At 66.8% G+C, this 19,484-nt stretch carries 19 protein-coding genes; 11 read left to right on the forward strand and 8 right to left on the reverse strand.

All coding sequences use genetic code 11. The annotated features are described in order from the left end of the window. Positions 1–132: 132 nt before the first annotated feature. The 4 genes from ABZ942_RS04335 (at position 133) to ABZ942_RS04350 (ending at position 3,414) form a co-directional block, all read left to right on the forward strand. Positions 133–1,170 carry an AraC family transcriptional regulator ligand-binding domain-containing protein gene (locus ABZ942_RS04335; protein WP_357378905.1) on the forward strand — a complete coding sequence of 346 codons (1,038 nt, stop codon included), beginning with the start codon at positions 133–135 and terminating at the stop codon, positions 1,168–1,170. A 95-nt stretch (positions 1,171–1,265) separates the two neighbouring features. After that, positions 1,266–1,949 carry a DUF5134 domain-containing protein gene (locus tag ABZ942_RS04340; protein ID WP_357378907.1) on the forward strand — a complete coding sequence of 228 codons (684 nt, stop codon included), beginning with the start codon at positions 1,266–1,268 and terminating at the stop codon, positions 1,947–1,949. Between the two features lie 69 nt (positions 1,950–2,018). After that, positions 2,019–2,693 carry an ECF RNA polymerase sigma factor SigK gene (gene sigK / locus ABZ942_RS04345; protein WP_357378909.1) on the forward strand — a complete coding sequence of 225 codons (675 nt, stop codon included), beginning with the start codon at positions 2,019–2,021 and terminating at the stop codon, positions 2,691–2,693. Next, positions 2,686–3,414 carry an anti-sigma factor gene (locus ABZ942_RS04350; protein WP_357378911.1) on the forward strand — a complete coding sequence of 243 codons (729 nt, stop codon included), beginning with the start codon at positions 2,686–2,688 and terminating at the stop codon, positions 3,412–3,414. The genes sigK and ABZ942_RS04350 overlap by 8 nt, the downstream gene beginning before the upstream one ends. A 684-nt stretch (positions 3,415–4,098) precedes the next feature. Here the strand turns inward: ABZ942_RS04350 and ABZ942_RS04355 are convergent. The 3 genes from ABZ942_RS04355 to ABZ942_RS04365 form a co-directional block, all read right to left on the reverse strand. Then, the gene (locus ABZ942_RS04355) at positions 4,099–4,773 is read right to left on the reverse strand and encodes a PhzF family phenazine biosynthesis protein (protein ID WP_357378913.1); all 675 of its coding nucleotides are present in this window, start codon (positions 4,771–4,773) and stop codon (positions 4,099–4,101) included. 150 nt (positions 4,774–4,923) lie between these two features. Beyond that, positions 4,924–5,463 (reverse strand): carboxymuconolactone decarboxylase family protein, encoded by a 540-nt coding sequence (locus ABZ942_RS04360; protein ID WP_357378915.1) that lies wholly within the window; start codon positions 5,461–5,463, stop codon positions 4,924–4,926. An 84-nt stretch (positions 5,464–5,547) separates the two neighbouring features. After that, positions 5,548–6,135 (reverse strand): peroxiredoxin, encoded by a 588-nt coding sequence (locus tag ABZ942_RS04365; RefSeq protein ID WP_107658151.1) that lies wholly within the window; start codon positions 6,133–6,135, stop codon positions 5,548–5,550. 123 nt (positions 6,136–6,258) lie between these two features. Here ABZ942_RS04365 and ABZ942_RS04370 point away from each other — a divergent pair, with 123 nt between their 5' ends. From ABZ942_RS04370 to ABZ942_RS04390, 5 genes are all read left to right on the forward strand, one after another. After that, positions 6,259–7,167 carry a hydrogen peroxide-inducible genes activator gene (locus ABZ942_RS04370; protein WP_357378918.1) on the forward strand — a complete coding sequence of 303 codons (909 nt, stop codon included), beginning with the start codon at positions 6,259–6,261 and terminating at the stop codon, positions 7,165–7,167. An 83-nt stretch (positions 7,168–7,250) separates the two neighbouring features. Further along, positions 7,251–7,694 carry a gamma-glutamylcyclotransferase family protein gene (locus tag ABZ942_RS04375; protein ID WP_357378920.1) on the forward strand — a complete coding sequence of 148 codons (444 nt, stop codon included), beginning with the start codon at positions 7,251–7,253 and terminating at the stop codon, positions 7,692–7,694. 162 nt (positions 7,695–7,856) lie between these two features. Next, the gene (locus tag ABZ942_RS04380) at positions 7,857–8,447 is read left to right on the forward strand and encodes a TetR family transcriptional regulator C-terminal domain-containing protein (RefSeq protein ID WP_357378922.1); all 591 of its coding nucleotides are present in this window, start codon (positions 7,857–7,859) and stop codon (positions 8,445–8,447) included. Between the two features lie 74 nt (positions 8,448–8,521). Continuing rightward, positions 8,522–9,256, forward strand: coding sequence for an SDR family oxidoreductase (locus ABZ942_RS04385; RefSeq protein ID WP_357378924.1), 735 nt, complete (start codon positions 8,522–8,524; stop codon positions 9,254–9,256). Then, the gene (locus tag ABZ942_RS04390) at positions 9,256–9,456 is read left to right on the forward strand and encodes a 4-oxalocrotonate tautomerase family protein (RefSeq protein ID WP_357378926.1); all 201 of its coding nucleotides are present in this window, start codon (positions 9,256–9,258) and stop codon (positions 9,454–9,456) included. Before ABZ942_RS04385 ends, ABZ942_RS04390 begins: the two co-directional genes overlap by 1 nt. A gap of 177 nt (positions 9,457–9,633) precedes the next feature. Here ABZ942_RS04390 and speD read toward each other — a convergent pair whose 3' ends face one another. From speD to ABZ942_RS04410, 4 genes are all read right to left on the reverse strand, one after another. Continuing rightward, entirely contained in the window at positions 9,634–10,836 is a 1,203-nt protein-coding gene (gene speD / locus ABZ942_RS04395) for an adenosylmethionine decarboxylase (protein ID WP_357378928.1), read from the reverse strand. Between the two features lie 8 nt (positions 10,837–10,844). Continuing rightward, complete coding sequence (locus tag ABZ942_RS04400) at positions 10,845–11,945, reverse strand: type III PLP-dependent enzyme (protein ID WP_357378930.1); 1,101 nt, start codon at positions 11,943–11,945, stop codon at positions 10,845–10,847. 173 nt (positions 11,946–12,118) lie between these two features. Beyond that, entirely contained in the window at positions 12,119–14,617 is a 2,499-nt protein-coding gene (locus ABZ942_RS04405) for a DUF3516 domain-containing protein (RefSeq protein ID WP_357378932.1), read from the reverse strand. 35 nt (positions 14,618–14,652) lie between these two features. Further along, entirely contained in the window at positions 14,653–15,606 is a 954-nt protein-coding gene (locus ABZ942_RS04410; protein WP_357378934.1) for a PAC2 family protein, read from the reverse strand. A 247-nt stretch (positions 15,607–15,853) separates the two neighbouring features. Here ABZ942_RS04410 and ABZ942_RS04415 point away from each other — a divergent pair, with 247 nt between their 5' ends. Together ABZ942_RS04415 and ABZ942_RS04420 are read left to right on the forward strand one after the other, a co-directional pair. Next, positions 15,854–16,558 carry a sensor domain-containing protein gene (locus tag ABZ942_RS04415; protein ID WP_357378936.1) on the forward strand — a complete coding sequence of 235 codons (705 nt, stop codon included), beginning with the start codon at positions 15,854–15,856 and terminating at the stop codon, positions 16,556–16,558. 503 nt (positions 16,559–17,061) lie between these two features. Continuing rightward, positions 17,062–18,447, forward strand: a complete 1,386-nt coding sequence (locus ABZ942_RS04420; protein WP_357378938.1) for a DUF4192 domain-containing protein — start codon at positions 17,062–17,064, stop codon at positions 18,445–18,447. 55 nt (positions 18,448–18,502) lie between these two features. Here the strand turns inward: ABZ942_RS04420 and galE are convergent, their stop codons facing one another. Continuing rightward, a complete protein-coding gene (gene galE, locus ABZ942_RS04425; protein ID WP_357378940.1) occupies positions 18,503–19,483 on the reverse strand; it encodes a UDP-glucose 4-epimerase GalE in 981 nt (326 codons plus the stop codon). Between the last annotated feature and the right edge of the window lies 1 nt (position 19,484).

Below are 19,484 nucleotides of genomic sequence, written 5' to 3' on the forward strand. Positions count from 1 at the left end.
GTTGCGGAGAGCGGCCACGTCGAACCGGTCGGACGGTTTGGTTTCCGGTCCGAACCCCCTTGGGAGAGCGGAACATACGATCTCCGGCCAAAAACCTTGCGCATATCGGCCATAGCAAGCAACGATGGATGCGTGGCCTCATGGGAGTGGCGGCGGTCGGTGACACACGCGGTGATCCTCGTCGAGCTCGGAGAAGATCACGGTCTCACCCAGAATCAGTGCCTGCGTGGCACGGATCTGGATCCTCGGGTGCTGAAGACGCCCGGCGCGGAGATCACGGCCGCGCAGGAACTCGGTATCGTCCGCAACATCGTCACGCTGCTCGACGACAAGCCGGGCCTCGGCCTGGAAGCGGGCACCCGCACCCACATCACCACCCTCGGCGTGTTCGCCCTCGCGGTGCTCAGCAGCCCGACGATGCGACAGGCCATCGATGTCGCCATGCGGTACTTCAGCCTGATGACCTCGTTCTCCCGGGCCTGGCACGTCTACCGGGGCGAGGAGATCTGGCTCTACGGCGACGACCGCGAGCTGCCCGATGACCTGCGCGGTTTTCTGGCCGAACGCGATGTGTCCGCGCTGCTGACGAACTGGTTTCTGGTGTTCGGCGTGCCGCCGCCGGTGCTGCGCGTCGAGGTCGCGGGTGGACTGCGGCCGCGGCTGGCGCCGATCTTCGACCAATTCGAGATCCCGAGCACCGACTCCGCGGAGTTGCAGACCGCGGTCTTCGATGCCACCGGCATCGATGAGCCGATGCCGCAGGCCAGCCCGCTCACCGCCCAGCTGTTCGAGGAGCAGTGCGACGATCTGCTGCAGCGTCGCGGCCTGCGACAGGGCGTGGCCGGTTCGGTGCGGTCGATGCTGATGCATCAGATGAACGGCAGGCTCGCCCAGGAAGACGTCGCGGCCGGGTTGCACATGAGTCTGCGCACCATGCGGCGGCGGTTGGCCGAGGAAGGCACGTCCTACCGTCAGCTCTGCGCCGAGTCCTTCGGCACGCTCGCGGAGGAACTGCTCTCGACCGGCCTGACCGTCGAGGACGTCGCCTATCGGATGGGATACTCGGGCGCGCCGAGCTTTTCGAACGCGTTCAAGCAGTGGCGGGGTGTGTCGCCGGGCCGATTCGCGCGCTCGGCCGTCGACCGGTACCGGCAAACGGTGCCGCACTGAGATTGCCGGCCCGGCGAAAAGGGCACCCCTGCCGTTACCGGGTGCGAGCATAGAACGGGCAGGTCCACGGTCGCCGCGACGAGAGGTGGTGGGATGTGGCGCAGTTCGTGCAGGAGTACGCCGCATTGCGGTGGTCGGTGGTTGCGGCGTTTCTGATCGCCGGGGCGATCGTGCTCGGGCGATTGGCCGCGCCCGCTCGGCTGGTCGCGGGATCGGATCATGGGTGGCGGCAAGGGGGTTCGGTTGCGGACGGCTCGGTCACCGCCGGGTATCACGAGTCCGACGCCGCGCACCTGATCATGTGCCTGGTGATGCTCGCGATGCTGGTGTTTCCGTCCGGCGCGAACCCGTCGGCCGTGCGCGGTGTGCTCACCGCGATGATCGTGGTCTTCGCCGCGTTACTGGCGAGTCGAATCTCGGAGTGGCACAGCGCGCCTGACCGGACGCCGGTGGAGCGGCTGGTGCCGTTGGGTTACCACACAGTAACCGCCGCCGCCATGCTGTACGCCCTGTCCGGGCACGCGATGTCGGGTCACACCGGCGGACCCGCCGTGATTCCGGCGCTCGGGCTCGCCGCGGTGTTCGCGGCGGACGCGTTGCTCGTTGCCCTCGGCGTCGGCCGTCCGATCGCCAACACGCCGGGCTACCTCGGCATTCTCTTGCGCTCCGGTGGGTGTGTCGCGGCGTTGACCGGACCGAGCAAGCGGTCGGCGCTGGTGCCGCACGTGGTCATGGATCTCGGCACCGCCTACATGTTGATTGCGGCAGTTTCGAATTGACCGGCATGGCAGACCAATCCGCGCGCCAGCTCATACCGAACCCCTGTCTATGCAGGCAGGGATTCGGCCATGACGGAGCACGGTTTCGCTTCAGCCCATCGGTCCGGCGATCCGGTGCCGGGTGCCGACGATCCATTACGCCTGTGCCCGCTGCCCAGTGAGCTCGATCGACATCGATACGCGCTGGCCCGTCGGCGACTCGCCATCTTGCTCGCGGCGACCGGAACGGGGGACCGTGCCGCGTTCACCGAGTTCTACCGGCTCACCAGCTCGCGGGTCTTCGGGCTCGCCGTGCGCATCCTGCGCAGCCACGCCACCGCGGAGGAAGTCACGCAAGAGGTGTACCTCCAGGTGTGGTCGACCGCCGATCACTATGACGCCGCGCTGTCGAGCCCGGTCGGCTGGCTCATGATGCTCGCGCATCGTCGCGCGGTCGACCGGGTGCGCGCGGAAGCGGCCGCCGCGGTCCGCGACCTCACCTACGCCCACTCGCACGGGTGCCGCGATCACGACGTCGTCGCCGAATCGGTGACCCAGCGGATGGAGGAGCGGGAGGTTTTCGGGTGCCTGGACGCGCTCAGTGCGACCCAGCGTGAGGCGATCGACCTCGCCTACTACACCGGGCGCACGTATCGTGAAGTCGCAGACCATCTATCGGTGCCGTTGCCCACCGTGAAGACCCGCATCCGTGATGGTCTGAAGAGACTGGAGAAATGCTTGTCCGTAGCAGGCGCCGATGGCTGACAATCCCCCGCGGTCCGACGCGGAACTGCTCGACCTGGCGTATCCGTGCGCGTTGGACGCCGTCGGCGATATCGAGCGCCGCCATATCGAGGAACGGCTGGCGAAGGCCGATCCCGCTGTGCGGCAGGCCTTCTCGGATACCGTGCAGCGGATGCACGAGGTGATGGCGCGGGTCGCCGCCCTCGATGCCCAGGCGCCGCCGCCGGAGCTGGAGGCACGGATTCTGGCGGCACTGCCCGACGACGGGCGCGCCGAACTTCCGTCCGCGTGGCAGCGGCGGATGCGCTGGGTGGTGCCGGTGGCCGCGGCGGCCTGCCTGGTCATCGGCGGCAGCGTGATCGCCGACCGGATCGGCGACGCGCCACCCGGAGTGCCCGGCGCCGAGCAGGTACATCGGCAACCGGACGCACGCACGCTGACCAAACCGGTCACCGGCGGCGGCACCGTCGTGGTGGAAGTCTCACCGCAGCAACGTCTTGCGGTACTCGCGTTCGATGGAGTGGCCAAGCCGCCGTCCGGGCGGGTATATCAGGTGTGGTTGTTGCCACCCGGTGCGGAGCCGAAGCCGCGGTCCGCGGGAGTGCTCGACGAGTTGCCCTCGGCGACAAAACCTTTCGTGACCGCCTTCGACTCCGGCGAGACATTGGCGGTTACTGTCGAACCACCTGGCGGATCTCAGGCCCCGACGACGCCCCCGATCGCTGGGGTGCCGTTGCCCTGAGCCCAATTGCTCTGTGTTCGATGTTTGTTCGCTGTACCACCTTGTGCGACAACCGATTAGGCGGTGAAATGCACCGTGCACCGTGCACCGTGCACCGTGCACCCGCTCCTGGCTAGAGTCGCCGCCTTCGGCCGCACACGGACTGGCCTGCCGCGCATAGATTTGTCCGCAGCGCGTGGATTGGCCTCCTGCGTATGGAATAGCAGGCGATTTCGTGCGCGGTATGACAGAACGTGCGCAGCGCATGACTGGTTGGACTTCGTGGCGCGCGGCGGCGCGGTGGCGGGATTTGTCCCGTGCGCAGCTATGCGTCCGTCAGTCTGCCGCGCACGGTTTAGTCTGTCGCGCACAGGGTTGCGTGCCGCGTACGAATCAGTTGGCGATTTCGTGCGCGGTATGACAGAACGTGCGCAGCACCCGGTGGTTGGGTGTCGTCGCGTTCGCGGGCGGGTGCGGCAGCGCGGTCGCCGGGTGGTCCGGTTCAGTGGCCGGTGCGCAGCTATGTGTCCGCCAAGGTGCAGTCCAGCCACCGACTCGGGGCGGTCACGAGCTGCCTCTCGACCTGAGTGATAACAGCGTTACGGCAATGCGGCATCGCATTCGGCTCGACATGGCAGCGAGTAATTCATTGTGCTGCAACGGATCCAGCTGGCCTCGGCGGCCGATCGGGTGCTTGCGGTGCGCTCAGATCTCCACTGATTGGTCGGCGACTACGCGGCCGCCGAGGCGGACCCAGCCGTCGGAGTCCCAGGCGGTGAAGAGTTGGGAGCCTTTGCCCTGGGTGATCACCAAGCCGCGGCGGAGCAGCGCGGTGATGGCGACGGCTGCGGCGCCCGTTGCCTCGTCTTCGGCGATTCCCAAGGTGGGGGCGAACATTCGGGAGCGGAGGACGCCGCGGGTTTCGTCGGTCCAGGCCCAGAAGTAGTGGGGCCCGCCGGTGAAGTCGTCGGGGCGCAGGTCGGTCAGTTCGTCGAGCTCGGCGAGCTGGTGGAAGGTGAAGTCGGGGGCCCATTCGCCGCGGGCGGTGATCCAGGTGAGGCCCTCGGACAGCTCGACGGCGACCGGTCCGGCCGGAACGGTCAGTTGTCGCACGAGCTTGCCCTGTTCGGCGAACCACCAGGCGGTGCCTACCGACGGATGGCCGGCGAACGGGAGTTCGACGGCGGGGGTGTAGATCCGCACGCGTGCGATCTCGTTGACCGGGTCCTCGACCACGACGGTCTCGCTGTATCCGGCTTTCGCCGCGAGCGCCTGTCGGTCGGCTTCGGCCACATCTGCGGCCCGGGCGATGCCCAGTTCGTTGCCGAATCGGCCTGCGGAATCGGTGAAAACTCGCACCACGTCAAGCTGTGTGCCCATGGTTGCCGAGCCTACTATCCGGTGCCGACACCGAACTGTCGCGTAGCCCACACCGAGCATTGGTCGAGTCATTGTCGCTGGTCGGACGGGTACGACAAAGGCCGCCGACGGTCCGCTGAGCGGATCCGTCGACGGCCTCGGTTCGATTGCTCAGACCTTGGCGGCGGCAAGCGTTTCGGTCGACTCCACAGCCTGGCCGACACCGGCGACGATCGCGGCCGCGCGCAGCGACTCGAAGATCACCTCACGGGATACGCCCGCTTCGCGCAGCGTGTGCTCGTGCGCCTCCAGGCAATGCCCGCAGCCGTTGATCGAGGACACCGCGAACGACCACAGCTCGAAATCGGCCTTGTCGACCCCGGGGGTGCCGATGATCTGCATGCGCAGACCGGCCCGCAGGTCGTCGTAGCGTCCGTCGAGGAAGGCCTTGCCCCGGTAGAACACATTGTTCATGCCCATGATCGAGGCGGCGCCGAGCGCGGCGTTGTACGCCTGCTCGGACAGCACATCCGCGGCCTCCTCGGCGATCTCGCGCAGCGTGGTCGCCGACCGGGTCGCGGCCGCCGACGCAAGCAGGGTGCCCCACAGCTGCTGTTCGTTCAGCACCGTGGTGCGCGCGAGCGATGACAGATTGAGCTTGAGGTCCTTGGCGTACTCGGGGAGGGAGTTCTTCAGGTTCTCAACACTCATATGTCTCTATCCTCGGGTCATCCCCGCTGGCGCGGGGAGCAGTGAATTCAGGGTCGATCATCTAGTGGCGCAGTACTTCTGAGGTCAGACGCTCGCGGCGAGCAGTTCGCCCGCGTTGATGGTCGGGTCGCCCTTCTTCCAGTTGCAGGCGCACAGCTCGTCGGACTGCAGTGCGTCGAGCACGCGCAGCACCTCGTCGACGTTGCGGCCGACCGAACCCGCGGTGACCGAGACGAACTGCACCTCGTTGTTCGGGTCGACGATGAAGGTCGCGCGGTCGGCGACGCCGTCGGCGTTGAGAACGCCGGTGGCGGCGGCCAATTCGCGCTTGAGGTCGGACAGGATCGGGAACGGCAGGGTCTTCAGGTCTTCGTGCTGGGCCCGCCACTGGAAGTGCACGAACTCGTTGTCGACCGAGGCGCCGAGCACCTGCGCGTCGCGGTCCGCGAATTCCTCGTTGAGCTTGCCGAACGCGGCGATCTCCGTCGGGCACACGAAGGTGAAGTCCTTCGGCCAGAAGAAGACGATCCGCCACTTGCCCGCGTGATCGTCGCTGGTGATCTGGGTGAAGTAATCGTCAGGCTGCTGAGCGTCGACCTTGGACAGATCACCACCGATGACAGCGGTGAGGTTGTATGCCGGGAATTGGTCGCCGATGGTCAGCAAGGCCATGCCTAATCTCCTCGTTCTGGGTGGGTTTGCTAGCACTGTGCAGAAAAGCAGAAAAGCTCCCTTGCGATCTTGCCGAAGGGCTGGTGAAAGGTAAAGGTGATCAGTCGCACTACACTGATAGCCGTGACCGATCAGACTTATCAGCCGACCCTGTCACAGCTGCGTGCGTTCGTAGCGGTCGCGGAATACCGCCACTTCGGCACTGCCGCAGCGCGGCTCAGTGTGAGCCAACCCACGCTATCGCAGGCGCTCGCGGCACTTGAACATGGGCTCGGACTGCAACTGATCGAGCGAAGCACGCGGCGGGTGCTCGTCACCGCGGCGGGCATGCGGTTGCTGCCGAAGGCGATGGCGACGCTGGAGGCGGCGGATCGTTTCGTGGCGTCGGCGACCGGTGACGGCCTCGGGGGCACGTTGCGGATGGGTATCATCCCGACGGTTGCTCCGTATGTGCTGCCGGGTCTTCTTCCCGAGTTGCAGAAGAAGTTACCCGCGCTTCACCCGCAGGTGATCGAGGATCAGACCGCCCGGCTGCTGGACGGGCTGCGCACCGGCGTGCTCGACGTCGCGCTGCTCGCGTTGCCGGCCGATCTCCCCGGCCTCGTCGAGATCCCGCTGTACACCGAGGAATTCGTGTTGGTGACACCGCGCGGTCACGAGCTGGCCGGCCGCACCGACCTCGCCCCGTCCGTCCTCGACTCGCTGCCGCTGCTGCTGCTCGACGAAGGCCACTGCCTGCGCGACCAAACCCTGGACCTGTGCCGCTCGGCCGAGGTTCATCCGGCCGCGGTCGGCGACACCCGTGCCGCCTCGTTGGCGACCGTAGTGCAGTGTGTCGCAGGCGGTCTCGGCGTCACCCTGATCCCAGAAATGGCCGTCGCCGCCGAAACCGCCCGTGGCACACTCGATACCGCACACTTCGCCACGCCCGCACCGGGGCGCACCATCGGCCTCGCCTACCGCACGTCGACCGCCCGCGCGGAGGACTACGAGTACCTCGCCGCGATCATTCGCACCAAGCGGCCGGAGTAAGGCTGGAAAGTGTTCGATGCCAGGCAATTTCATCAGCATTCACTTGCGCAGCGCGCTGATCGAGGATGCGAGAGGATAAGCAGATGGACCAGCTGCCGGGCATCAGGAGATGGAATGCGGTTGCTGCACAGGACTATTCGTTGTTCGCCTACGGGACGCTCCAGTTCCCGGAGGTGCTGGAGGTCCTGATCGGCCGCGTTCCACAGCGAGCAACCGCCACCGCCCCCGGCTGGCGGGTAGCGGCCCTGCCCGGCCGCGTCTACCCCGGCCTCGTCCCCGAACCGAACGCCCTGGCCCACGGCGTCATCCTCAACGGTCTCACCGCAGCGGAGTGGCAGATCCTCGACGCTTTCGAGGACGACGAATACGACCTACGCCCGATCCGCCTGACCGACTCAACAGATCCGGCCTGCACCTACGTATGGACTTCCGCTGCGACACAAGACGATTGGCACCCCACCCGCTTCGCCACCAACCACCTCCCATACTTCATCACCCACTCCGCCGAATGGCGGCGGGGACTGTAGCAGCGGGGTTGCATCGCCGCCCTCGGCTCCCACAACTCCCGCCGAACCTGCTCGGCCAACAGCTCGCTCGCTTGCCCCCTCTGCCGCACAGTCCCTCCAGGTCCGGTGGGCGGCCGGAGGGGGCGATTGGCGTTTGTAGACGACCGGTCGTATATTCGCGGTATGGCGCGACCGCGACGGAGTGGGGACACTCAGCAGCTCTTGGTGGAGGAGGGGGCTGCTGGGTTTTTGGCTAATGGGTATCACGGGACCGGGATCAAGCAGGTCTTGGACAAGGTGGGGGTGCCCAAGGGGTCGTTCTATAACTACTTCGATAGCAAAGAGAGTTTTGGGCGGGCGGTGATCGAGCATCATTCGCTCTGTGTGCAGCGGAATTTGAGTGAGGCGTTCGGGGGTGCGGCGGATCCGGTCAGTGGGTTGCGGGCGTTTTTTGGGCGGCTGATGGAGGAGTTCGTCGGGGCGGAGTTCACCGGTGGGTGCTTGATCGCGAATCTGGGTGGGGAGCTGGAAGGTAGTGAGCTGCTTCGGGAGTCGTTGTCGAGTGCGTGGGGGATGTGGCGTGATCGGGTGGCCGAGCAGCTGCGGGAAGCGCAGGGGCTGGGGATGATTCGCGGGGATATCGATGCGATCGATTTGGCGGATCTGTTGCTCGAATCGTGGGAGGGGGCGGTGATCCGGATGAAGATCGATCGGACGTTGGCGCCGCTGAACAAGTGTTTGGACCGTTTGCTGGGGGACTACTTCCTGCCCTGAACTGGGGCTTTCTTTAAGGGGCGTCATGGATGCCTATTCCAAGACGACCGGTCGTATCAAGATGAGGAGAGCAGATGACAAAGACGGTGATCGTGACCGGATCCTCCAGTGGGATCGGGCGCGATATTGCCCGGGCGTTTGTGGCGCGCGGGGACAACGTGGTGCTGAACGGCCGCGATTCGGGCAAGCTGGCCGACGTGGCCGCGGAGTTGGGTGCGCCGGAGCGAGTCGCCACCTTCGCGGGCGATATCGGCTCTCCCGCAACGGGTTCCGAGCTGGTGCGGGCGGCAGTGGAGCGGTTCGGCGGGGTCGATGTGCTGGTGAACAACGCCGGCATCTTCGGTGCCAAGCCGTTCGTGGACGTCACCGAGGAGGACCTCGACACCTACTTGAACGGCAACCTGAAGGGCACGTACTTCACCACGCAAGCCGTGGTGCGACAGCTGAAGCAGCAGGGAGCCGGCGGCAGCATCGTGAATATCGGCACGGTGCTCATCAACCACGCACTGGCCGGGCTACCCGCCTCCGCCGCGCTGGTCAGCAAGGGTGGCGTGCACGCGCTGACCACGAGCCTCGCTGCGGAACTCGCGGCCGACGGAATCCGGGTCAACGCGGTAGCGCCCGGCATCATTCGCACCCCGCTGTTCGGGGACGGTGACGAAACCGCTTCCGGCCAACTGGCTTTGCTGAACCGGATCGGTGAGGTCTCCGAAACCACCGCCGCAGTCCTCTATCTCGCCGACGCCGAATTCACCACGGGCCACATCCTCCCCGTCGACGGCGGATTCATCGCAGGCCGGCCCGCCTGATGCCCTACGTCAACATCAAGGTCACCAACGAAGGCGTCACCAGTGACCAGAAGTCACGGCTGATCAAAGGCGTCACCGACCTACTCCAAGACGTCCTCGACAAGGACCCGGCAACCACCTTCGTAGTAATCGACGAGGTCGAACTCACCAACTGGGGCGTAGGCGGCCTGAACGCCGAGGACTACCGAAACCGCTCCTAGCCAAACACTCACGCGCCCAGAACCTCCCCACTCGGTGCAACACCGGCGACTTGACGTAGGAAGTGTTCTCTTGATGTAGGTTGTGCAGCCTTCGTCAGGTGCATGCAACGTGGGGCAAGTCGAAACGGCACCGGCTCCCAAGTGGAAACACTTGGGAGCCGGTGGTTTCGGGGTGTTTTATACGCGCAGGGCGTACGGTTCGATTGCGCCGCGCACGAGGGCTCGGGCGTCGACGGTTTCGGGGCGGTAGGGGAGGGTGGCCAGGCGGTTGGTCATGGCCGGTACCGGGTCGTCGATGCGCTCGTTCATGCCGAACAGGAACGTCCATTCGTGTTCGTCGCTGCCGTACTGCACCACGGTGCCGAACTGTTCGTGGAAGCGGTTCCAGGAACGCTTCAACGTCTCGTTGCGCCACATGGTCGCGCAGCCGGCCTGGGCGCTCAGCACGCCACCGGGAGCGAGCAGGGCCCGACATCGGGACAGGAACTCCGACTCGTAGAGGCGGTTGTGCTGCGCGTCTTCGACTCGCTCGTCGGGCAGGTCGATCACGATGACGTCGTAGCGGGTGCCCGCCTCGGCGGCCTTGGCGAGGAAGTCCCAGCCGTCGGCGTAGTGCACCTTGACCGGGCCCTCGCCGCGAACCGCGGCGGCCAGCTCGTCGCTGGTGTAGCCGTAGGGCAGGTGCTCGGCGCACAGCTCGACCTCGAGCTGATCGATGTCGACGTGGTCCACCAGCGTGGCACCGGCGGCGACCGACATCTGACTGGCCACGCCCTCACCGGAACCGATGATGAGCACCTTGTCCAGCTGCTCGGCCAGCGCGAAGGCGGGGACCATCATCGCCTCGTGGTAGGTCACCTGGGAGAACTCCGTGGACTGGCGATCGTCGTCGGAGAACAGGCTGATGCCCTGCTCGGTGCGCGCGATCACCATGTGCTGGAACGGCGTATTGGTGTCCACGATGACCTCGTGCAGGTCCCAGATGCGGGTCAGGCCCGCGCCCACCGGTTCCTCGATCCGCTGCGAACCATGCCCGCGGCGGATGACCTGCATTCGAACATCCTTGGGAGACAATCTATCTCGTAGGAGTTCGACAGCTTTCGACGCACCGGCGCCGATACTGCCGCAGGTGAAAACGTCGACAAAGATGTCGCCGGACTCCGGATAGGTGTGAATCGAGGCGTGAGACTCCGACAACAGCGCGAGGACAGTCACCCCCTGCGGATCGAACTTCTTGTGTACGACATCGCAGATGGTGACGCCCGCCGCGATCAAAGACTCACGCAACGCCGATTCGAGTCGTTCGAGGTCGTCGCAAAGGGTCGCGTCGACACCACCGAACTCGGCCAGCACGTGCCAGCCGGTGAAATCCGCCGTCATGGGCAAACTCACTCTCGCTCAGCGCCCGAGACATGAACGGTCAAGGGCGGAAAACCATTGAAGGACACCGACGAATAGCTCGCGGTATAGGCGCCGGTGTCGAGGATCTGGACGCGATCACCGGCTCGCAACGTGGTCGGTAGGAGGACACGCGTGCGTTGATACAGTACATCGTCTCCGTCGCAGGTCGGACCGGCCACCACTGCCTCGTCGACAGGGTCACCGTCCCGATCCGTGACGAATCGATAGGCGATGTACTCGTTCTCGGTCTCGGCCATTCCGTTGTAGCGGCCGATGTCGAGATACACCCAGCGCCGGGCGTCCGGCGCGATGCGCACGCCGACAACTTCGGCGTGGATGATGCCCGCGGAACCGACCAGCGCGCGGCCGGGTTCGACCACCAATCCGGCGGTCTCGGGCAGGAATTCGGCCGCGGCGGCGTTGACCACCGCCGCGATCTCGGCGAGGGCGGGCGCGGGATCGGCGTACGCGATCGGCAGTCCGCCACCGATATTCACCGATCTGACGTGAATATCCTTGTCGGCCAGCGCTTCCACGATGCGTCCCGCCTGCTCGATGCCGATCCGCCAGGCGTCCGGATCGAGCTGCTGGGACCCGACGTGGAAGTACGGCCCGCCGACGATCAACCCCAGATCCCGCGCCCGCACCAGCAGCCGGAACGCCTCACCCGGCGTGCAGCCGAACTTGGTGCCGAACGGCGTGCGGGACTCGGGAGCCGAAGCGAGGAAGCGGCATTCGACCTCCGAGCCCGGTGCGTGCTCCACGATGCGCAGCAGATCGTCCTCGGTGTCGAAGGCGAACCGGCGCACGCCGAGCGCGTAGGCGCGGGCGATGTCGGCGGCCTTCTTGATCGGGTTGCCGTAGCAGAGCGTGTCGGGTTCGACACCGAGCGCGAGGCACAGCTCGATCTCGCCGAGGCTGGCGACATCGAACTCGGCGCCTTCCTCGTCGAGCGCTCGGATGATCTCCGGCACCGGACTTGCCTTGACCGCGAAGCGAATCCTTGCCGCGGGCATGGCGACATGGAGCGCGTGGAAGTTCGCACGCACTCGCTCGGGATAGATGACAAGAAACGGTGATTCGGGCATAGTTGATCTTTCGCTTGGCAGCAGCGGAGAGAGTATCAGCGGCCCCTACCCATAAACGAATCCGTCAAACCTCGTGCCGGTGGCACCTCAGCGAACCACCCGTAAACGGGCGCGAGATAGCCGCTGACCTGTATGGATTCTGTAGTAATTCGGGTGGGGGCGGGCGGTGTGCCTCAGCCTGCGGAGACCGTGATTTCGTCGAAGACGACCTCACCCGCGGCATCGGACTCGGCCAGGTCCACCACACCGACGATCGACCAGCCATGGTCGCCCGCCGGGTCGTCGAGGACCTGACGCACCTGCCAGAAACCGGGTCTTCGTTCGATCTGGAACAGTTGCGGTCCGCGCGCGTCCTGGCCGATGCCGATGCGCTCGTATTCCTCGAAATACGGGGCCAGGTCGGTCTCCCAGTCCGGCCCGGTGCCCATGTCGGCCAACAGGTCCCAGCGCCGCAGCGAGGCCAGCTCGACCCGGCGGAACATGGTGTTGCGGATCATCACCCGGAACGCGCGCTCGTTGGCGGAAATGGGGCGCACCGTCTCGGCGCCGAACGCGAGCTGGTCGGTGTCGATCTCCGCGCCGGGGTTGGTGAGCTGCTCCCATTCGTCGAGCAGGCTGGAGTCGACCTGGCGGACCAGTTCGCCGAGCCACTCGGTGATGTCGTCGAGTTCCTCGGTGCGTGCGGCGTCGGGCACGGTGCGGCGCAGCGCGCGGTAGGCGTCGGCGAGATAGCGCAGCACCACGCCCTCGGAGCGGGCCAGCTCGTAGAACGAGATCAGCTCGGCGAAGGTCATCGACCGGTCGATCATGTCGCGCACCACCGACTTGGGTGACGGCGCGAATTCCGACACCCACGGGTGCCCGGCGCGGTAGGTCTCGAAGGCGGGCTCGATGAGCTCGGCCAGCGGTTTGGGCCAGGTGACCTCTTCGAGCAGCTCCATCCGCTCGTCGTACTCGATACCGTCGGCCTTCATCTCGTTGATCGCCACGCCGCGCGCCTTGTGCTGCTGAGCCATCAGCAGCTGGCGCGGATCCTCGAGCGTCGATTCGATGAGGGACACCACATCGAGGGTATAGCCGGGCGCGTCTTTGTCCAGCAGCTCGAAGGCGGCCAGCGCGAACGGCGACAGCGGCTGGTCGAGGGCGAAGTCGCGTTGCAGGTCGACGGTGAGGCGGGCGCGGCGGCCCTGCGCGTCGGGTTCGTCGAGCTGCTGGACCACGCCGGCGTCGCGCAGCGCGCGGTAGAGGCGGATGGCGCGCAGGATGTGTTTGCGCTGGGCCGGGCGCGGCTCGTGGTTGTCCTCGAGCAGGTGGCGCATGGCGTCGAAACAGTTGCCTGGACGGGCGATCACGTTGAGCAGCATGGAATTCGTCACGCTGAAGCGCGACACCATCGGCTCCGGCTGGGCGGCGACGAGGCGGTCGAAGGTTTCCTCGCTCCACGACACGAAACCCTCGGGTGGCTTGCGGCGCACCACCTTTCGCTGCTTCTTCGGATCGTCGCCCGCCTTGGCGAGCAGGCGGGTGTTCTCGACTTCGTGCTCGGGAGCTTGGACGACGACGGTGCCCATGGTGTCGTAACCCGCGCGACCCGCTCGGCCCGAAATCTGGTGGAATTCACGGGCTTTCAGCCTGCGGGTGCGCACGCCGTCGTACTTGGTCAGGCCGGTGAGCAGCACGGTGCGGATGGGCACGTTGATGCCGACGCCGAGGGTGTCGGTGCCGCAGACCACCTTCAGCAGGCCCTCTTGGGCGAGGCGTTCGACCAGGCGGCGGTACTTCGGCAGCATGCCCGCGTGATGCACGCCGATGCCGTGCCGGATCAGCCGGGACAGCGTTTTACCGAAGCCGGAGGCGAAGCGGAATTCGCCCAATGCCGTGGCGATGGCGTCCTTTTCGGCGCGAGTGGCGAAATTCACGCTGGTCAGCGCCTGGGCGCGTTCGAGGGCGGCGGCCTGCGTGAAATGCACCACGTAGACCGGCGCCTGGTGCGTGGTGACGAGTTCTTCGAGGGTTTCGGTGATGGGGGTGCGCGCATAGGAGAAGGTCAGCGGGACCGGGCGTTCGGTGCCCGCGACGATGGCCGACGGACGCCCGGTGCGGCGCTGCATGTCCTCGGCGAAGAAGTCGACCTCGCCGAGGGTGGCCGACATCAGCAGGAACTGCGCGCGCGGCAGTTCCAGCAGCGGAACCTGCCACGCCCAGCCGCGATCGGGGTCGGCGTAGAAGTGGAATTCGTCCATCACGACCTGGCCGACATCGGCGGCCGAGCCCTCGCGCAGGGCGAGGTTCGCCAGGATCTCCGCGGTGGCGCAGATGATCGGCGCGTCCGCGTTGACGGCGGCGTCACCGGTGACCATGCCGACCTTGTCCGCGCCGAAGACCTCGCACAGGGCGAAGAACTTCTCGCTGACCAGCGCCTTGATCGGTGCGGTGTAGTAGGTGCGTTTGCCCTGGGCGAGTGCGATGAGGTGTGCACCAACCGCGACCAGGGACTTACCGGAACCCGTTGGCGTCGCCAAGATCACGTTGGATCCGGACGCCAATTCGAGCAGCGCCTCGTCCTGCGCCGGATACAGCGGGGTGCCCTGCTCGGCCGCCCACGCCCCGAAGGACTCGTAGAGGGCGTCGGCGTCGGTTCCCGGTATCTCCAGCAGCTCGGTCAGATCCACTCCGAACACCCTACGGGCTGGCGCCCGCAGGGTTGTTACCGCTGCTCTTCCGGCCCGGGACCGGTCTCACCCTCGTAGCCGCCCTGCTCGGCGAGGAAGCGTTCGAATTCGGCGCCGAGCTCGTCGCCGCTGGGCAGTTCGCCGTCACCGACGAGCAGGCTCGACTGGCGTTCCTGGGCGCTGACGAAGCTGTCGTACTGGCGTTCCAGCGCGTGCACGACCGTCTCTACCTCGGAGTTTCCGGCGATGTGCTCGTTGACCTGTTCGCGGACCCTGGCCGCCGCCTCGCCGAGCGCGGCGAGCGGGAGATCCAGGCCCGCGTTGTCGGCGACGTTTTCCAGCAGGGTCTGCGCGGCCTCGGGATATGCCGTTTGTGCCAGGTAGTGCGGCACGTGCACCGAGAAGCCGACCGATTCCTGACCGTGTTGAGCCATCCGGTATTCCAGCAGCGACGAGGCACTGCCGGGCACCTGGAGCTCGCCGGGCCAGCGCTGGTGCTCGGCGATGAGGTCGCGGTCGGAGGAATGCGCGGTCACGCCCAGCGGGCGGGTGTGCGGAATCGCCATCGGGATGGCGCTGAGGCCGATGCTGCGGCGCACGCCGAGCTGTTCGGCGAGCAGGCGCACCGCGGTGGTGAACTTCTCCCAGCGCAGGTCCGGTTCGATGCCCGCGAGCAGCAGAAACGGAGTGCCCGCCGTGTCGCGCAGGGCCCAGAGGTTGAGCTCGGGCTCGGCGTACTCGGAGAAGTGATCGGTCTTGAACGTCATGAGCGGACGGCGCGAACGATAGTCCAGCAGCTCGTCGACGTCGAAGGAGGCGACCAGCTCGCTTTCCAGGCTCTCGCGCAGGTGCGTCGTGGCCAGCCGCACCGCATGCCCGGCATCGGTGAAGCCCTCCAGTCCGTGCACCAGGACCGGACCCGCGCCGTCGTCGGACGACAGCTGTGGAGCGGGAAACTCCAGTTCGTACATTCGCGACTCGTGGTCCATCGCGTGCTCCTTCCTGCGCGGTTCCGCCGGCCCGGGTGATGCTCGGTCTTTCGACACCGAAGTCATTCGAGACGAGCAGCGTCCGAGACGGGGACCAACGTCCATTGTCCCCCATGTGGGTGACAGCCACCGCGCACGGCCGGACACCGACCCATACGACGAGGCAACAGTGTCGGCGCCCCGCGCATTCCCGGTGCGGCGGCGTGGCATCGCGGGCGGGCAGGGGGAGTTTGGCACAGTGGGGTGGGTGACTGTGGCGGATTCGGCGGGCAAAGCAGCGGGCTTCGCCGTGTCCGCGGCGTGTGTCGTGCTGCTCGCCGGGTGCGCGTCGACCGTGGACGGTCATCCGGTCGCGGGGGAACAGACGGTGGTCACGCGGCATGTGGGTGGGGCGTTGTCGGCGTTGCTGGTGCCACCTGCCCAGTTTCCGGGGCGGTATCCGGCTGTGGTGTTGCCCGCCGAGGCGGCGGCCCAGGCGGCGCGGGATTTGACCGGGGTGGGGCGGAATGCGCGGGTGCAGCCGGAGAATTGTGTGCCGCCGCCGCAGCAGTTCGGGGCGGACAAAACGGCGATAGCCGTCGGTACCGATGACGCGAGTCGAGCGACGATCACGGTGGAATTGACGCGAACCGAGCAGCCGCTCGCTGTGCTGCGTAACCAGCTGAAACAGTGTGGCTCGGTACGGGTGAGCAAGGGGACCGTGATGACGACTGTGACGACGGAGCTCGAGGCGGCGCCGCCGATCGATGCGGACGATACGTTGGCGATGCGGCGGACGGTGACGCCGGATGTCGGCGGGGCCGGGTTGACGCAGTCGATGCGGACGTTGGCCGGACAGGTCGGGGATGTGCGAATCACTGTGACGTATATGTCTTTTTCCGATGCCGAGCCGGATATGACGGCGGTGGATGAGCTGTTCACGACGGCGGTGCAGCGGGTCGAGAAGGGGTAGTGGGCGCGGCACGGTAGCAGGTCGCGCGGACACTCGCGCGGTAGCGGCTGGGCTGTGAAGCTGATTTGTCCACAGGCATCGAGAATTCCCCAGGGCGGCTGAATCGCCTGGTCAGCGTGGCAGGCGCGGTCGTATCGCCGGGCAGTCTCGACGCCATGACCACTCCCGCGAACCCTCATCCCTCCGGCAATGCCGACGCACAGGCCGATTCCGCACCCGACGCCCGAGCTCAGGACGAGCTCTTCTGTTCCCGCCCATCGCTGCTAAGAAGCAAGAGCCCTTCCCGCGCACCGGTGAGCCTGGCCGCCGCCATGCGATCGTGCGAGTTCCTTCGGCCGGGTGATCAATCGAGGCCCGATGGTCCAGCGCCGCAGGAAGATTCGGCGCGGCCGGGACGGACGGCGTCGGCCGACGACGCGGTGCGAGACACTGCCATGCGGCCGGATGGCGCAGCAGGTCAGGTTGAGATAGCGCCGGACCACACTGCGCAGCAGGACAATTCAGTGCGCTCGAAGGGCGCGGCGCGGCTGGACGATACGACGCTGCCAGGTGGTGTGGCGCGGCCTGAGGACATCGCGCAGTCGGATGATATCGAGCAGTTGGGTGACACGGAGCTGATCGCGGACATCGACCGGTGCGACGCAACCGAGGTTCGCGACGACGCCGGGCGATTCGGCGATTCGGCGAGCGCAGACGACAGCGGCCAGTTCAGTGTCGATGATCGCGGACGCACTCTTGTCTTTGCCGATCAGGCGCCGCCGTTCGACGCGGAGGTGCCGGATTGTGCTGTGTGCGTGGAGGAACCGGGGGAGATCATCGCGGCGGTGCCGGCGATGATCGGATTCCCGCCGGAGCGGTCGCTGGTGGTGTTGGTGTTGCGGTCCGCGCCGGGGCGCAGTCATGGGGCGATCATCGATGCGGTGGTGCGGTTCGATCTGGAGCAGGAGGGCGGGCGGCGCAGGCTGCGTGCGGGGATGGTGGCGCAATGCATTCTGCAGATCTGTGCGCATGACGATGTGGCCGAGGTGCTGGTGGTCGTGGTCGATGATCGGGCCGTGGAGCCGGAACGGCGCAGTATGGAGGTCGGGGAGTGGTGCGGCAGTGGGCGATTCGAGGTGTTGATCGATTCGCTGGATCGGCGGCTCGCCGCGCACGACATCGATCTGGCCGGGGCTTGGGCGGTGACCGCGATCGAGCCGGCGCAGCAGTGGTGGAGTTTGGTCGGCCCGGATCGGCGTGGGACGCTGCCGGATCCGGCCACTTCGGCGGTGGCGCTGTCCCATGTGCTCGACGGTCGCCAGATTCGTGGCTCGCGCGCGGAGCTGACGGCGCTGGTGGCCGAGGACGTCGAGGTGCGGGATCAGGTGGCGGCGATACTGCACAGTGCGCTGTCGGTAGCTCGCGATCGTTACGCGCGGGCGGTCCGGCGCGGTGATCCGACCGACTACAGCAGGCAAGCCCTCGACTACGTGCTGTGGCAGATCGCGAACACCGAATCCGGGGTGCAACTCATGGTCCCCGAGCTCGCGGAACTCGCTGCGGCGCTGCGTGATCGGTCCGTTCGCGACGCCATGTTCGCCCTCGCCGTCGGCGACCACGCCGTCGCGGCCGAAGGCCTGTGGGCCGCTCTCACTCGCGCCCTGACCGGACGTGATCGCGCCGAGGCCGCAGCGCTGCTCGGCTACAGCGCCTACGTCCGGGGTGACGGACCACTCGCGGGCATCGCCCTCGAAGCCGCGATGGACGCCGACCCGGACCACCCGATGGCAGCGTTGCTGGAAACAGCATTGATGATCGGCATGCGCCCCGACCAACTGCGCCGTCTGGCCCGCAGCGGCTACGACACGGCCGCGGACCTGGGCATCGACCTGGGCTCGCCCACACCGTGAAGCCGGCGGCACGGCGTGGAAAGCCGTGTCGCCCCGGTGAACACGAAGGAGAGCCTCAGCGGGCGCTGTGCGCGCGGGGCCCGAGGGACTGGAGGAAATCCCAGGCGTCGGAGACTATTTCGTCCAGATCATTGTGTTCGGGGTGCCAGCCCAGCTCGGCCACGGCGCGGGTACTGGAGGCGATGAGGGTGGCCGGGTCGCCGGGGCGGCGCGGGGCGTCCTGGGCGGTGATGGGGAGGCCGGTGACGCGTTCGCAGGCCGAAATGACCTCGCGGACCGAGAATCCGGTGCCGCTGCCGAGGTTGTAGACACGGTGCGTACCCGCCTCGGAGGTGGACAGGGCCAGCAGGTGGGCCTGGGCGAGGTCGCGGATGTGGATATAGTCGCGGACCGCGGTGCCGTCCGGGGTCGGCCAGTCGGTGCCGAACACCGAGATGGCCTTGCGGTGTCCGAGCGCGACCTGCAGCACGAGCGGGATGAGATGTGTTTCCACCACCCGGTTTTCGCCGAGGCCACCGTAGGCGCCGGCGACGTTGAAATAGCGCAGGCTGGTCGCCGCCAGTCCGTGCGCGATCGAGTAGGAGGTGATGGCGTGATCTATGGCGAGCTTCGACGCACCGTACGGGTTGGTCGGCCGGGTGGGCGCGTCCTCGGTGATCGGCACCTGTTCCGGCTCGCCGTACACGGCGGCGGTGGAGGAGAACACCAGTCGTGGCGTGCCCGCGTGGCGCATCGCCTCGAGCAGCTCGAAGGTCTTCACCACGTTGCCGTGCCAGTACTTCTCCGGCTGCTGCACCGACTCGCCGACCAGCGACTGCGCGGCGAAATGCAGGACACCATCGAAGGTTTCGGCGGCCAGCAGGGCGGTCGCGGCCTGCGCGATATCGCCTTCGACGAAGCGGGCGGCGGACGGGACGCCGTCCGCGTTGCCGGTGGACAGGTCGTCGACAACGACGACCTCATGCCCCTCTTCGAGCAGCACTTGCGCGCAGACGCCGCCTACGTATCCGGCGCCACCCGTGACGAGAAGTTTCACG

It is taken from the genome of Nocardia sp. NPDC046473 (assembly GCF_040645995.1).
GTDB lineage: Bacteria > Actinomycetota > Actinomycetes > Mycobacteriales > Mycobacteriaceae > Nocardia.